This window comes from Rhodoferax sp. BLA1 (assembly GCF_013416775.1).
Lineage (GTDB): Bacteria > Pseudomonadota > Gammaproteobacteria > Burkholderiales > Burkholderiaceae_C > Rhodoferax.
Map to the genome: position 1 here is coordinate 284,385 of NZ_SZVI01000010.1, position 15,516 is coordinate 299,900.

Here is a 15,516-nt window from a genome sequence, read left to right on the forward strand (position 1 = left end):
GTCTAATCCCCATCGGCATCGGAAAAGCCCAGCGCAATGTCGAGGGCACTGGCCACCTCGCTCTGGAACAACACCGTCACCGCTTTGAGTGCGGCGGTCAGCGCCAGCAGCTCACGCTGTTCGGCTGCACGCGAGCTGGTCTGGGCGGGCAACTGGTTGATGCGGGTGTTGACCGCATCCAGCGCCTGGGCCCAGCGTTGGGCCAGCGCGATCTGGCCCTGGCCCAGCAACAGCGCCTCAATCGGCACCAGTGCCTGGCCTGGTGTGGGTGGCTGGCTCCGTTGCGCCTCGCTCAGCCGTCCTTGGGCCAGCAGGCTGTGCCATTGGGCGCGCCAGCCTGCCAGATTGGTCTCGCGCCCCATGCGGGCGAATTGAGGGAGGCTGTTTTTGCGTGTCTCACCCAGGGTTTGTGCGGTTTTGAGGGGTTTATCCAGATGGGCCCAGCGCAGGCGCTCCAGCCCGCCCAGCCACTGGTTGACCCACTCGGCCATCGCGATGGCAGTGTCGTCCGGGGTCTGCTCCCAGTCTTTGGCTGCCCAGGTGGTCAGTTCCGTACCCAGCTCCGTGGCCTCGACCTGCACGCCCTGCGCCAGCAGGCCCAGGTAGCGGCAGCTGGCCTCAGAAGGGGTGATCGACCCGCTGCGTTGGCCTGCTGCCACTGGCCGCCACTGTGTCATCAGCAGCTCCATGGCGGGCAAACCTTTGGCGAGGGTGCCCACGGTTTCCATGTCGGCCAGGGTCTGCGGCGCTTTGGCGAGCGCTTTGGTAAGCAGCTCTGGGCGGGTTGGCCAGAAGTCGATCTGGCGTTGTGAGCGGCGGGTCAACATCGGCCCGACCGCCGGGGTGGACAGGCTTTCCCAGGCCAGCATGGTGTGTTGCCATTGGGTGTGCAAGCGGGTCCAGGCGGCTTGCCGGGCAGGCAACGGAGTCCCAGGTGTGGGCAAGCTCTGGCAATACTGCTGGGTGGCAGTCACCAGGGCGTCTGCCTCGGCGGCAAAGCGCTGTGACAGCGGTGGTAAATGTTGGCTGTACAGGCCTTGCATCACCTCGGCGGGGGAATACATGGGCATCAGTACCTGGGTGGCTGATGGTGTGGCTGCGTGGCTGGCCACCGTCAGCAGGGCGCTGCCGAGTGCCAGCGCCAGTCTGCGCGCAGGCCCGCTGCCTGGTGTCAAGGGCAGACCTTGATGGGGTGTGGTTTGATGCGTCAAATTGGCCTCCAGCCCTTTTTTAATAAGGGGATATAGCTCTGAAATAAAGAGCATTTAAAGCGATTCCACAAACTTCACCAGCGCCGCACGTTGGGTGCGGCTCATCTGCAGGACCTGCTGTTGCGCCGCCTGCGCCTCGCCGCCATGCCACAACACCGCTTCGAGCACCCCATTGGCGCGGCCATCGTGCAACAGCCGGGTGTGTCCGTTGACCGCCTGGATCAGGCCGATGCCCCACAGCGCCGGGGTTTTCCACTGGCTGCCACTGGCGGCAAAGTCGGGCCGTCCGTCGGCCAGGCCCGGGCCCATGTCATGCAGCAGCAAGTCGGTATAGGGCCAGATGGTCTGGCCGTTGAGGGTCGGGCTGCTCATGCTGGGGTTGGGCCCCTGGTGGGTGGTGTAACTCGGGCGGTGGCAGCTGGCGCAACCGGCCTGCTCAAACAGCGCCTGGCCCTGGCGCACCTGCGGGTTGTTGATCTGGCGCCGTGCCACCGGGGCCAGCACCGCCTGGTAAAACACCACGTCTTCCAGCGTGGACTGGTCGATCTCAAAAGCGCCGCCGTGGCCGCCACTGGCCGCTTGCAGGCAATCTTTCTGCACCGGGGTACAGCCCTCACCGGGTGCCCAGACCGAGGTGATGCCGATGTCACCGCGGAAGGCGCCCGCCGTCTGGTGGGCGATGCTGGCCACATTGGCCTTCCAGCCGAAGCGTCCTACCATTTCTTTTTGCGCCACCGCGTCCCACACTCGGTTGACTTGGCCTTTGATGGGGCCGGGGCTGGCCGCCTGGTCGGCGGCGTTTTGCAGGATGTCGGCCTCGGCAATCGCCTCCAGCAGGCCAATGCCCATCAGCTGCGGCGCCACACGCGGGCTGACCAACACCTTGGGTGACATCGGGCCATAGGCCAGTTGCCTGAAGCCATACACCGGCTGCTGCAGGGTGTAGCGGCTGCCGTCGGTAAAACGGCCACGCACGGGTGTGGTGCGCAACGTGACCTCACCCTCGGGGCGCACGCCTTGCACGGCGGCATTGTTGAACTGGCCGCCATAGGTCGGCTCGGGCAATACACCTTCGTGCGGGTCGGCCACACCGGGTACCGACAGGCGCATCAGCAAGCCCACCGGCTGCTCATGGCGGCCAGCTTTGACCTCGGGCGGGCGGCCCCGGCCATCGAGCGCGTGGCAGCCGCCGCAGGAGCGCGCGATGAAATGCGGGCCCAGACCGTCGCGCACCTTGGTGGAGGCGGGTGCCTCGACCCAGTTGCGTTTGAAAAACGAGTTGCCAATCGCAAACCGGGTGCGTTCCTCGTCGCTCAGGTTGGCGGCGGGCAAAGAGAACGCGTTTTTGCCATCCACCCACACGGTGGTGGCGCCACCCGTGAGTTCTCCGGGGGGCGGGCTCGTCTCGGCCGCGTGCAGGGGTGTGGCCAGCAGCAGCCCAAGCGTCGCCGTGAGTAGCAGAGGCTGGGCCCCGGTGGTGAACGGCCAGCGCGTGGCTGGAGCGGAGGAGGTCAGAGAAAGCTGCATGGGGACTGGCTTGATGTTCTTCAAAATAAATAGCTGCTAGCCCTTTTTAAATAAGGGCTAGAGGCACTTTTGGCTTGTAACTCTGGCAGACCTGCACGGCGCCCGACCACGTGTCTGGTGTGACGGTGGGGCAGCAACGCAGGTTGTGAGATTTCATGCGGGTGGGTGTGATGAGGGTGACAAAGCTGTCTGCAGGCCACAACTGGCAAGAAGCGGCTTGGCCACAGTATACAAACAAGAACCGTTCTCATTGAAGTGGCATCAAGGTGGTCGGCAAACCCTGGCACCACCATTCGGGCGCTTGTCAACCCGAGGCTTACTCCGGCACGTAGACGATGCCGCCGTCCTTCATCCGGTAGGCGGTGCCAGCCTTGGCGCCTTCACCCTGACCGATCTGGCCGCTGGCTTTGTAGCGCTCGATTTTTTCGCCCTTTTTCACCATCATTTCCATGGTCGGTTTGCCTGCATCGGTGATCACGGTCACGTCACGCTGGCTGAAGCTGTTGAGCATCGGGTTTTGCGCCACGGTGATCAACAAGGCGGCGATGATCACCAGAAAGATGTCGATGATGTTGACCACCGACAGGATCGGGTCGTCGTTCTCGGGTTCGTGGAGCAATTTCAGGCTCATGCTTTGGCCCTTTGCTGCAGGATCACCATTTCTTCGGCCAGCCAGCGGCGGCGCACATTGGCCACCCAGTAGGTGATGCTGGCCGCAATCAGCGCCAGAATCACCGCCGAAAACGCCACCGTGAGGCTGCCCGACACCTGCGCCAGGTTGCCATCGGACAAGGATTTGAGGGCTGGCCCCATCGGGATCATGGTGCCGACCAGGCCCAGCATGGGGGCAATCCGGCTGGCCAGGCATTCGGGCTCCAGCAGCTTGTGGGCAAACAAGTCCAGCTCATCTTCACTGGCCTGCGGGAACTTCTCGGCGTGGCGCAGCAGCGGGAACCCCCGGCCCTGCTGGGGCTGGCGCCGCTGCAAAGCCTGCACCACAAAGGCACCCAGCGCGTAGAGCGCGTAGACAAACAGCAGGGCGACCAGCCCCAACACCGGCAGCAAAAACAGCTGGCCCACCTGGTACATCAACAATTCAATCATGGAACTTTCTTTCATTTGGATTCTGGGGGCTGGGCTGGTGCGGCGGCAGGGGCCACCAGGCCGGTCAGCGGTTTGGCGCAGGCATCGGGCCGGGGTGTGGCGGCGGTGAACCACAGCAGGTCAAACCCGGCGCTGTCGTAGTCACGGGGGTTGAGCCTGCCGTCAAGCACCTCCACAAAAGCGATGCTCAGAGCCCGGCTGGGTTCGGCCAGGTACTGGGGCACAGCGCGGTCGCTGCGCAAATGGCCGGCGCCAGCCACCAGCACCACCGGGCCGGGCACGCTGTCCAGCACCTGGGCCATCTGCAGGTCACGTGCCCGTTGTGCCGCCACGATGCGGGTCAGCAGTTGGGGGTTGGGGCGGTGACCACAGTGGCCTTCAACCACGTCGTCTTCCAGGTGGGCCATCTGGGTTGCAGACAACACCGGCAACTCGGGTGCCACTTTGCCCAGGGCGATGTTGCGTGCGTCAGCGCGCGACAGGTTGGCCGCCAGCAAGGGCCAATGCTGCTGCGCGGCGTGGCTGATGAGAGCCTTGTACATCGGCCAGCGCCAGCCCTCGCGATGGAGTTGGCCCGCGTCGGCCAGGGCTTCGGCATCGGTGGTGCCGCTGTGTTGCGCAGCGCTCAGGGCGCTCTGGTGTTGGACATCGAATTGCTCCAGCGCCAGGGCGGGTTGTCGCCCCTGGTCTGCCAGCGCTTGCAGCACCTGCAACTGGCGTGCATGGTGGATGGCACTGTCGTGTTTTTCACCGAGCAAGACATAACGGCTGGCGCCTGCGCGCTGAAACGCTTGTTGGGAGCTGATGAACTGACCCGAACGCACATCCCAGATGCGGTCCGTCAACGCATGGCTTGGCGTGGTGTCGGCGGGTGGGCTGGCACAGGCCGTCAGTATCAGGCTCAAAGTGAGCAGGGGTAACCAGGGTCTCATGTTGTTCTCCATTGTTGCCAGGCACCTGCCAGCGGTGCCAAAAATAATAGCGATAGTGCGAGCAATAACAAGGGCTCCAAGGCATTTGGAGTCTCAGGCTGCACAGACTCCAGTTTCAAACCGGTGATCTGGGGTGGCACAGGCGCTGGCGCCGGTTGGGGAACGGGGGCCGCAGCTGGCGCAGCGACGGGCCGGTTGACAGCGCGAGGGGCTGAGGGGCTCATCAAGGCCTCCTGGGGCACCTGTGATTGGCTCAGGCCGTAACCTGGCAAACCGACAAATTCCTGCAGGCTGCGGTTGTCGGTGCGCACGTCAAAGCGTTGGGCCAGGTCCTTGTAGCGTGCTTTCAACTCGTCGACGGTGGCGCTATCGGCTTGCCAGTAACCCTGGCGTGCCATCTCCAGCATGCGTTCCATCATCTGCGCCAGGGCATGCGGATTGTTGCGCTCCATCCACTGCGTGATGCCCAGTTGGTGTTTATCGCGCACATACACGTCGGCAAACTCCTGCCACTGGTCATCACGCACGATCTCGCGTGCCACCGTGGTCCAGCCGGTGAAGTTGTTGAGGCTGTCGAGCATCTGGGTGGTGCCGGCATAACCCTCTTTCATCAGCGCCTGGATATGGCCTGGGTGAAAGTTGCGTGTGGCCAGTTCCTTGGCCAAAAAGCTGGCGGCATCTTCCGCCTTGCCTGAGCCCGTGCCACGCAGGTTCGAGATCAACAGCTCCGGCGCTTTGCCGTCGATGTAACGCACCGCTGCGGCAATGCCACCCAGGTACTGGAACGGGTCGTCGGTGGTGAGCATGCCGTACAGGTTGGAGCTGCGCGCCAGCACCGCCGCCTGAGTGCCTTTGAGCTGGGTCGCGTACAGGTTGACAGCTGTGCTGCCATCGGCTCCGGCCGCACTGGCCAGATCGGCGCCACTTTTGCCCCAATCGGCCTCATCCGGGCCATAGGCAAACTGCATTTTGCGCAGGTACAGCTCGGCCATTTTGCGGTCACCTTCGGCCTTGCTCTTCCAGGTGTCGGTGGCCAGGGCCGCATCGTCCAGGCCGGAGCCGTAGTTGCCTGATGCGCTGGCGAAAATCCGGGTTTCGCCAGCTTTCTGGGCGGCCTCGGTGCGCCAGCCCTGCGCTGCCAGTTGCCCCGCCACCGTGCGGGTGTTGTGGGCCACCGCGTTGTCGGCCTCGTTGGTGGCCTGTGCGGCCAGTTGCGCCGCCCGCGCCAGCTGTTTCAACACGTTGGGAAAGTGGTCGCGGTACAGGCCGGTGGCGGACAACACCACGTCAATGCGCGGTCGACCCAGGGTCTGGCGTGGCACCAGCTTGACGTCCACCACCCGTCCGCCTGCATCCCAGACCGGCTCGACACCCATCGCCCAGAGTGCCTGTGCTTCGAGCAGGCCCTGGTGGCGCATGGTTTCGACCGACCAGAGAGAGAAGGTGAATTTGGATGGCATCACACCGGTTTTCTGCCGGTGCGCCGCCACCAGTTTGTCCAGCGCTTCCTGGCCTGCCTTCCAGGCGGCCTGGGTCGGCACACGGGACGGGTCAAAGCCGTACAGGTTACGCCCGGTGGGCAGGCTGTCGGGGTTTTTGATCGGGTCACCGCCGTAAGACGTGGGGATGTAGCGGCCGTCCAGCGCCGCCAGCAGACCACGGGTTTCACCTTCCGCCTGCAGGTCGGTGAACCAGCGTTGGCCTTGGGCCACCATGGCCCGGAGTTTGGGTGGCAGGGTGTCCACGGCTGCGCCTTGCACCAGATGGCGGCGCAACAGTTGGTAGGGCGCGGTCTGCGCGATTTTGCTGAAGTCCGTCACGACGGCTTCATCCGCCTGTTTGTTGTTGCCGTCCACAAACACCGCCGTGGCTTCCCAGAATGGTGCCCCGAGCATCATCAACACGGTGGCCAGTTGGCCGTGTTCGCCCGCACCTTTGCCAAAGGTGTGCAAACCCAAGGGTTGCGCGGTCTGGGCCAGTTCGTGCAAATGGTCGTGCAGGGCGTTGACAAAGGTCGGAAATTCCTGCGCCATGCGCGTCTGGCTCCAGCCCATGTCCAGGTCAATGCGTTCCTTGGCCACGGTTGCCATAAGCTGGGCGCGCAACTGCTCTTTGACCACACCTTCATCCTGGGCCAGCCAGGCGTGTAAATCGTCGTGCAACTGGGTCAGCACCGAGTGCAGCCCGGCCGGGGCAAATGGCGGGGTCTGGTAGCTGATGTTGACCGCACGGCCACGCCGTTTGGTCTGCACCGCCTCGCCAATGTTGTCAACGATGTAGGGGTAAATCACCGGCACGTTGCCAATCGCCAGCAAGGCGTAGTCGGTCACCGACAGGCCGCGCTCTTTGCCGGGTAGCCACTCTTGGGTACCGTGGGTGCCGTAGTGGATCAAGGCATCGGCCTTGAACTGCTCACGCATCCACAAATAGCCTGCCATGTAGGAGTGTGGCGGTGCCGCGCTGCTGGAGTGGTAGATGGCTTTGTTTTTGGCATACACACCACCCCCCGCGGGTTCACCACGAGGTGGTTGCGGCAGGATGCTGATGTTGCCGAGTTTCAGGCGCGGAATCGCAAAGTAGGTTTTGCCATCCCTCTGCACCAGAAATACCGACTTGTCAGGGTGACCCACAGCCGTTACCCAGGCCTCGCGCTGCGCGTCGGGCAGGCTGGCCAGCCAGGTTTTGTAGGTGGCCAGCGGCATCAGTTCAGCCAGGCCGTCACGTACCAGTGCGTCCATTTCATCGGCCACGGTGCCGGGACGGTAAAAGGGTTTGAGCAGGCGCTGCATCTGGCGCGTCAGTGTGGCCGCATCGGGTGTCTCAGTGCGGTAACCTGCTGCCTTCATGGCCGCCAGCGTGGCCTCCAGGCTGGTGGGCAGGTTCATGAAGGAGGCCCCCAGGTTTTTCTCGCCCGGCGGGTAGTTCCAGAACATGAAGGCCACCTTTTTGTCGGCATTGGCCAGCCGGTTCAAGCGGGCCAGGGCCAGGGCTTTGCCGACCACCGCCGCCGTTTGCTCGGGAATGGCTTGAACCTGTTCGCTGGCTTTGTTGGTGGCAGCGGCCACCATCACATCCAACACACCGGCATATTCAGGTTGCGACAGGTAGAAGGGTACGTCCATGAGGCTGATGCCCACCGGATCTTGCGCCCACACATCGGCATCCGCTTTTCGGTAAGCCATGGCCTGGATCACCGGGATGCCCAGCTTGTCAAACTCGGCGCGGCGGCCTTCTGGATTGAGCAAAATCTGGGTGCTGATCAGCACGTTGGCCAGCGCTTGGCCTTCGGGAGCCAGCAGCCGGGTGATGGCGCTGTTGTCCATCACCGGGCTGTAAAAAGCCAGAGGCACCGCGCCAGCGGCCTCGATGCGGGTGATCAGGTCGTCGATCAGGCCGGTTTGTTCTGCGGCGATGGCCTGTTGGTGAAAGGCGATGGCCACCACTGGTTTGCCCCGCACATCACCCCTCCAGCGCAGGTAGGCTGCGGTGTTGTCAAACACCAGTTGGGGCGCCTTGGGGTGGTAGATGGCTGTGGCGGCAAACACCTGGGGTGGGGCCAGGTGTTGCCAGGGTTGGCGCGCCAGATGGGCGGCCAGGGTGGCAAAAAAGCCCGCGTTGTTGGTGCGCCCACCATTCACGTAGTAGGCGTGCAGGCGTTTTGCCAGGTCGTCGGGTAGGTGTTGCCATTGCGGCTGGCTGGTGTGTAACCACAAAACGGGTGTTCTGGCCAGCGCCAGGGCGGGCAGTGCGTCTTTCACTTTGGCGGATATGGCCTCCTGGATGTGGTCGCGCGGTGCGTCAAACATCACCGCGTCAAACCCTTGCCAGAGGCTGGCGTCGACGTTGCCGAGTTTTTCAACAAACCTGGCTTCGACCTGGATGCCATAAGGCGCTGCCACCGCCGACAAAACCCGAAACTTGCCGGGTGTGATCGGGCTGGTGGTGACAAACAGCACCGATGCGGCGAAGGATGTCAGTGGCAAACACAGCAAACAACACCAAGCCAGCAGCCGCAGCGCAAAGCGCTGGGCAAGTGATAAACAACACATTGGTTGAGCTTAAAAGCTATGGGTCAGGCTGACCGTGAAGTTGCGACCGGGCTGGCTGTAGGCATCCACCACATTGCTGCTGGCACTCAGACTGCGGACATCGGCCCATTCGACGTATTTACGGTCAAACAGGTTGTTGATGCCTGCTGTCAACCGGGTGGCTTTGCTGAACGCGTACCAACCAGAGACATCCATCACCGAGTAACCGCCGGGTGTGTAACCGCTGGCGTTGGGGTTGCGTTTTTTGCGATCAACGGCTTTGAACACACTCTCCACACCCCAGCTGGCGCCATGGGTGTAGCGCAGCCCCAGCACCAGTTTGTCTGGGTCAATGGTGTCCAGAGGTTTTTTCACACCATTGTTGATCGAGTCACCTTCGGCATGGGCGTAGGCCGCTGAAACTGTCCAGCCTTTGGCAAAGGACCAGTCCCCACGGAATTCGACACCTTGGATGGTGACATTGTTGAGGTTGATGCTTTGGTACACGTCGGGTGTAGGCCTGGTGTTGTCCGTGATCAGCACATTGCTGGCGATGAAGTCCTTGTATTTGCCGCGAAAAGCACTGACGCTGTAGCGGCGCGTGGCATCACCGCCGCGCAGGCCCACTTCAAGGGTGTCACTGGTTTCGGCCTTGAGGTTGGGGTTGCCGATGGAGGTGTAGGGATCTGTCGCTGTCAGGTTGGTTACACCACCATTGACCTGGCTGGCTTTGGGTGCACGAAAGCCGTGGGCGTACTGGGTGAAGAAGTTGGTCATGGGTGCCAGTCGCCACACCATACCGAGTTTGGGTGAAAGCGCGGAGTCACTCAGTTCGGACGGTGTGGTCTGGTTGTTGACCTGGTAGAGCGCGCTGGTTTTGGGTGAGAGCTTGAAGCTGTCGAAGCGCAAACCGGGGGTCACACTGACCGCGCCTAAGTTGATCTCGTCCTGCACGAAGGCGCCAAAGGTGCTGTAGTCGGTGTCCGGGAAACTGGTGTTGTTGACAAACGCGGTGCCACTGCTGTTGTAGCCCTCTTTGACCAAGGCCACCTGCGTCCGCGCCACATCCAGCCCATACACCATTCTGTGGGGAATGTCGCGCCCGGCGCTGCTTTCAAACTGGATGCTGCCACCCACCGTGTCTTCCGAATAGTCGGTGTCGCGGGTGCGCACCAGCGGATTGGTGGAGCGGGCCTCAAAGCCGTATTGGTGGTTGACGGAGCGCTGGCCGTAGACGCTGGTGAGCAGAACATCAAACCAGGTCGCTTGGGTGGGGATGTACTGGTAATCGATCTTGGCCAGATCGCGGGAGATGTTTTCCCGCGCGTCCACTTTGGTGAGTGTCGCTACGGTGAACGGGTCACCAAAAAAGCTCAGGATGTTGGTGTCGTTCTGCCGGTCCAGTGTTTCCATGGTCAGTTTGACCTGATGACCACCGCCCGGGTTGAAGATCAGTTTGGACAGCAGGTAGTCCACCTCGGTGTCGGACGGGTTGGGCGTGGTGCGGTTCAGGTTGGCCACATCGTTGGTGCCCATGTTGTCGGTTTCGTGGCCACGCCGGAAGCTGGTCAGGATCATGCCTTGTACGGTGTCACCCTTGAAGGCAAAACTGGGCGCGACTTGCACCGAGTGGTCGGCCGACGCATAGGCAGTTTTCAGGTTGAACTGGGTCGTATTGCCCAGGGTCAGCAGGTCGGACGGGTCCTTGGTCAGGAAACTCACCGCACCGGCCAGCCCGTCGGAGCCAAATTGGGTGCTCGATGCACCGCGCAAGATCTCCACACGTTTGTAACCTTCTGACTCCAGTGTGTCGCCACGTCCGGCGGCATAAGGGCCACTTTCGTAGGTGGCGGGCAGACTCACACCGTCCACCTGCAGACGCACCTGGTCACCCTCCAGGCCTCGGATGTTGACCCCCTCGTTGCCACCGCGGCCGGTGTTGTAGAACACGCCAGAGGCTCGGTTCGGCTGGGCCCGCACCGAGACACCCACTTCGTTTTTGAGCAAATCCTCCAGATCGGTTGGATTCTGGTTGGCGATATCTTGCGCGGTGATGGTGGTGATGGTGGCTGGCACATCATCGAGTTCTTGCTCCACACGGCTGCCGCTGACCACCACCACTTTGAGTGTGGCAGAGGTTTGTGCCTGTGGTTCGTTCGCCAGTGCGGTTTGCCCCCAGCTTGCGGCCGTGCCCCAAGCAAGCCCCAGGCACAGGGAGAGTTTGGTCAGAGAAAAATCACCAGAAGTACGCCAATTCGCCATGAAACATCCTTTAAGAAGTGTGTGATGTGGCTGGCTCTGCTGGTGTTCAACGCTGGGCAATCTGTGTGCGATGAACTGGTCTGGCTTGGCTTGCTAGATAAGCCTTTCATTCTATATGAGAAGCATTCGCATTTAAGATAAGATGGTTATCCGATGCTCAGACGGAGCGTTTTCTTTCATGAATGGAGAGACACACAATGAAGTCAATCAAGCTATCTCTGTTGTTTGGTGCTGGTCTGTTGTTGGCCGGTGCGGCGCAAGCAGACGAAGCGCTGGCCAAAGCCAAGGGCTGCCTGGCCTGCCATACGGTCGAAGCCAAGGTGTTGGGGCCGGCCTACAAGGCGGTGGCCAAAAAATACAAAGGTAAAAAAGACGCAGAGGCCACATTGGCGCAACACATCCTCAAAGGCACACCGATGCCTGCGGGTATGGGTTGGCAAAAGGAAGGTCAGGCCAGCTTGCCGTTTATGCCGGCCAATGCCTCGGTGAGCCCGGCCGATGCCAGCAAACTGGCCAAGTGGATTCTCAGCCTTCAGTAGGGGGTATTGAACACCCGCCCATGAACTGGCGCGGATGTTGCTGAAAGCGTCAGGGGCAGGGCGCTTGGTTGGGCAACTGCACTCGACTGCCGGTGCAGATATATTAAAAACAATAGCTATCATCCCTTATGGAATAAGGGATGGAGGCCAATTTCTTACATAATGACCAGTTGCGTTGGCAACCGGGTCAGCTTCACGGCTCGACCAGGGTCAGCTTCTTGATGCCCACCGCGCTGGCAGCGGCCACCAGGTCTTTGCTTTGTTGGGTCAGGCTGGCGATGGTTTTCTGGATACGCTGGCGACCCGGGGCGTCTTTGGCGCCCATGATTTCGCGGTCAAACGGGGCCTGGATGGCCTCGGCAGCGGCTACCGACTGGGCGATTTGCTGTGAGGTTTTTTCGGCCAGAGCCGCGTCGGTCAGCGCGGTCAGGTCGCGTAACGAGGGGCCGCTGACCACGGTGCCGTCCAACCGTTTGTAGCTGCCGAGCCAGACGTTCTGGATGCCTTTGGCGTTGGTGGCGGCATCGCGATGGGTGTTGTCTGAGAAGCAGGAGTGTTCGTCTTCCTGGTCCTGGCTGTTGAGCGCCACTTCCAGCCGCTCACCGGCGAGTTCACCGCGTGACAGTGAACCCAGACCAACCAGCATCTTGCGCACAGACTCCTTGCCACCTTTCTCGAACTTGGCGCGGTAGTTGCCCTTGACATCGGGTGCCCAGGCCTTGACCAGGCTGGCGCTGTCATCCACCAGCAGGTCCGTCACCGTTTTCAGGTACAGGCGGCGGCGCTCGGCGTTGGGTGCTTTGCCGTCGACAAAGTCTTCAAAACTGCGCGCACCGGGACCGGTTTCGGACAAGTCCTGGCCCCACAGGAAGAACTCGACGGCGTGCCAACCGGTGGCAATGTTTTCTTCACCACCACGCTCGTTCTGGGCGATCAGGCTTTTGCGGTTGATGGCAAATTTTTTGTTGTTGATCAGGCCCGCGTTGGGTTTGTCTTTGACCGAGTCCACAAAGGACTCGTCCATCGGCCAGGCGTTCATGCGGCCTTCCGGGCCACTGTCGCTGTCGATCGGACCGCCGTAAAAACGGAAGGCCTCGGTCTGGCCATAAGCCTCACGGGCGTTCAGCCAGGCTTGTTTGGCGGCATCCTGCGTGGCGCTGGAGGGATTGGCCAAAAAGCTGTTGACAGCGGTCTGCAGTGCGACGGCCGCCTGGTGCACGTCCTGGTAGTTGGCGTGCACCAGTGTGGCGTATTGCGTCACCACGGCGGCGTGGGTCACGCTGGTTTGGTTGCTGGCGGCGGCGACCGAGGTCTGGGCTGATGCGCTTGGCAAAAGCGCGGGCACGGTCAAAGAACCGAGGGCGAGGGCGGTTGCCAAAGACAGGGAGTGAAGTTTCATGAGGGTCCTTGTGGTGAGTGAACAACGTATGATATTTCACAATAAGAACGATTCGTATTTGTGATAGACTAAATTTTCGGCGGCTGCCTTCACCCCACTGCAGCCAGCCTTCACCAGCCAGTCAAGTCACGTCACCGTTCTACGGTGCCTGTGTCCTAGCCAGCCAACACCCAACCAGGTACCAAACGCTATGACACAACCACATCCAAAATTTACTAAAAAAATGCCTGTAGACCTTATGGTAAAAGGGTGTAGTGCTACTAAATCAATAGTTAACCCGCAATTGCTGCCGATTGGTGCCATGTTGTTGGCGGGCTCCATGAGTGCGCTGGCGCAAGAAACCACCACGGCCTATGACAAAACCCTCAAGCCGGTGGTGGTCAAGGAGAAGGCGGAGGCGCCTGAAGGCCGTGACTCGGTTCGCGCCACCCAGACCACCATCGGCAAGGGTGTGCAACAACTGCGCGACATCCCTCAGTCAGTCACCGTGGTGACCGAGCGGCTGATTGATGAGCGCAATCTGGACACTGTCAAAGAGGCCTTGAAAGTGACTGCTGGCATCTCGTTCCAGGCGGCGGAGGGCGGTGAGGAAGACATCAAGCTGCGCGGTTTTTCGTTGGCCTCCACTGGCGACATTTTTGTGGATGGCATGCGTGACCCGGCTTTTTACGAGCGTGACACCTTCAGCCTGGACCGTATGGAGGTGATGCGTGGTTCCGCCTCGATGTTGTTTGGCCGTGGCTCCACAGGTGGCGCAGTGAACCTGGTCAACAAGGCGCCGACCCTGTTTGGTGACAACCAGGTGGATGTGACTGTCGGCAGCCACAACCACCGCCGTGTGGTGGGTGACTTCAACATCCAGACGGCCGACGATGCCGCCTTGCGCATCAACACCATGGTCACCGAGGCCGACAACAACGGTGCGGGCAGCAGCCTGGACAAGAAGGGTATTTCAGCCACCTACCGCTGGAACATTGGTGAAAAAGACGAGTTCTCGGCCAGCCTTTACCACCTGGATAACAACAATGGCATGAACTACGGCATGCCGTGGATTCGGCCGACTGCGTCATCCCCTACCAGCGCTACCACCACCTTGCCGCTGGACCCGACCGCGTATTACGGCATGGCCAGCGACTACAACGCGGGCACCGCCACCACCGGCACCTTCACCCACACGCACCGTTTTGATGCTGACAGCACGCTCAAAACCCAGATTCGCAAGGGTGAATACACCCGTGATCAGCGGGCGGGTACGGTGCGCTTGTGTCAGGGCAGCACCAACCAGGCAGGTGTTTACGCCCCTAACGCCGCTTGCCCGACGGTGACCAATGCCAACCTGAGCAATTTCAGCAATGCCACGGTGTTGACGCGTGGCACCCAGCTGAAGATTCAGGATATGGACACCCTGTATGCCCAAAGTGATTACCAGACCAAGTTCCAGGCCTGGGGTTTGCAGCACGAGTTGTTGACCGGTGTTGATGTGGCGCGTGAAACCAAAACGGTCTACGGTGCCCGCTCGGCCACGCAGGGTGGGGTGGTGCCAACCAAACCTGCCACCACCGTGGGTGCTCCCAACGATGGTGCCTGGGTGAATGAGTCTTCTCGTGTGCTGCGTACAACCAGTGACTACACCTCCAGCGGCTGGGGTGCCTACATGCAGGACTTGGTTGAAGTAGCGCCACACTGGAAAGTGCTGGCAGGGCTGCGGTTTGACCATCTGAGTGGCGACTACACCAGTTACAACCTGTCCAACTCCAATGTGGCTTCGCAAGCCAGCTATCAGATGAAGGTGTCGGAACTCAGCAAGCGTGTGGGTGTGTTGTACCAACCCAATGATCTGCATTCTTACCACTTCTCGGCAGCCACCTCGTTCAACACCTCCGGTGATGCCTATTCGCTGGGGGCGACCAATGCCAACATCCCGCCCGAGCAGAGTGTCAACATCGAGTTGGGTGCCAAACTCGATACCGAAGACCAGCGCTTCACCACCCGGGTCGCGGTCTTCCGATCTACCAAACTGCATGAGCGCAACACCGATCCACTGGTCGATCTGGTCACGCTCTCAGGCAAACGCCATGTGGCCGGGGCAGAGATTGACATCGCTGGCAGGCTCACGCCGCAGTGGGAAATTTATGCCTCGTACATGTGGATGCCGGTGGCGAAGATTGACGTCGGTGTGGCTGGCTCGGAAGGTGAGGGCACACGCCCCTCCAATACGCCTTACCACAGTGGCTCGTTCTGGAACACCTACCAACTCAACGCCCAATGGCGTGTGGGGGCAGGCATCAACTTCCGTGGCCGCCAGACACCTATTCGCAACCCCGGCTGGGAAGTGCCCAGCTGGGTCACGGCGGATGTGATGGCCGAGTACAAGATGAACGAGAAGGTCACCTTCAAGGCCAGTGTCAGCAACATCACCAACAAGCTGTACGCTGACCAGCTGTACTCGGGGCATTACATCCCGGGTGCGGGGCGCTTAGTTCAAGTCACGGGCAGCTTCAAGTTCTGAGCACC

The 15,516-nt window shown here is 61.2% G+C and carries 10 protein-coding genes; 2 read left to right on the forward strand and 8 right to left on the reverse strand.

Annotation, left to right across the window (positions count from 1 at the left end):
* Positions 1–2: 2 nt before the first annotated feature.
* From FDG13_RS12130 to FDG13_RS12160, 7 genes are all read right to left on the reverse strand, one after another.
* On the reverse strand, positions 3–1,175 hold the full coding sequence (locus FDG13_RS12130; RefSeq protein WP_180127983.1) for an imelysin family protein: 1,173 nt from the start codon (positions 1,173–1,175) through the stop codon (positions 3–5).
* A 90-nt stretch (positions 1,176–1,265) separates the two neighbouring features.
* Positions 1,266–2,738 carry a di-heme oxidoredictase family protein gene (locus tag FDG13_RS12135; protein ID WP_180127985.1) on the reverse strand — a complete coding sequence of 491 codons (1,473 nt, stop codon included), beginning with the start codon at positions 2,736–2,738 and terminating at the stop codon, positions 1,266–1,268.
* A 316-nt stretch (positions 2,739–3,054) separates the two neighbouring features.
* The gene (locus tag FDG13_RS12140; protein WP_218942716.1) at positions 3,055–3,363 is read right to left on the reverse strand and encodes a DUF2149 domain-containing protein; all 309 of its coding nucleotides are present in this window, start codon (positions 3,361–3,363) and stop codon (positions 3,055–3,057) included.
* Positions 3,364–3,365: 2 nt separating this feature from the next.
* A complete protein-coding gene (locus FDG13_RS12145; protein WP_255435218.1) occupies positions 3,366–3,842 on the reverse strand; it encodes a MotA/TolQ/ExbB proton channel family protein in 477 nt (158 codons plus the stop codon).
* An 11-nt stretch (positions 3,843–3,853) separates the two neighbouring features.
* Positions 3,854–4,774: a ChaN family lipoprotein gene (locus FDG13_RS12150; protein ID WP_180127988.1), complete on the reverse strand. Its 921-nt coding sequence runs from the start codon at positions 4,772–4,774 to the stop codon at positions 3,854–3,856.
* Positions 4,771–8,823, reverse strand: a complete 4,053-nt coding sequence (cobN, locus tag FDG13_RS12155; protein ID WP_180127990.1) for a cobaltochelatase subunit CobN — start codon at positions 8,821–8,823, stop codon at positions 4,771–4,773. Before cobN ends, FDG13_RS12150 begins: the two co-directional genes overlap by 4 nt.
* Positions 8,824–8,832: 9 nt before the next feature.
* A complete protein-coding gene (locus FDG13_RS12160; RefSeq protein WP_180127992.1) occupies positions 8,833–11,064 on the reverse strand; it encodes a TonB-dependent hemoglobin/transferrin/lactoferrin family receptor in 2,232 nt (743 codons plus the stop codon).
* Positions 11,065–11,261: 197 nt separating this feature from the next.
* On the opposite strand from FDG13_RS12160, the gene FDG13_RS12165 reads away from it, so the two are divergent.
* Positions 11,262–11,603 (forward strand): c-type cytochrome, encoded by a 342-nt coding sequence (locus tag FDG13_RS12165; RefSeq protein ID WP_180127994.1) that lies wholly within the window; start codon positions 11,262–11,264, stop codon positions 11,601–11,603.
* A gap of 193 nt (positions 11,604–11,796) precedes the next feature.
* Here the strand turns inward: FDG13_RS12165 and FDG13_RS12170 are convergent, their stop codons facing one another.
* Positions 11,797–13,002, reverse strand: a complete 1,206-nt coding sequence (locus FDG13_RS12170) for an imelysin family protein (protein WP_180127996.1) — start codon at positions 13,000–13,002, stop codon at positions 11,797–11,799.
* Between the two features lie 238 nt (positions 13,003–13,240).
* Here FDG13_RS12170 and FDG13_RS12175 point away from each other — a divergent pair, with 238 nt between their 5' ends.
* A complete protein-coding gene (locus tag FDG13_RS12175) occupies positions 13,241–15,511 on the forward strand; it encodes a TonB-dependent receptor (protein ID WP_370528219.1) in 2,271 nt (756 codons plus the stop codon).
* The last annotated feature ends 5 nt before the right edge of the window (positions 15,512–15,516 follow it).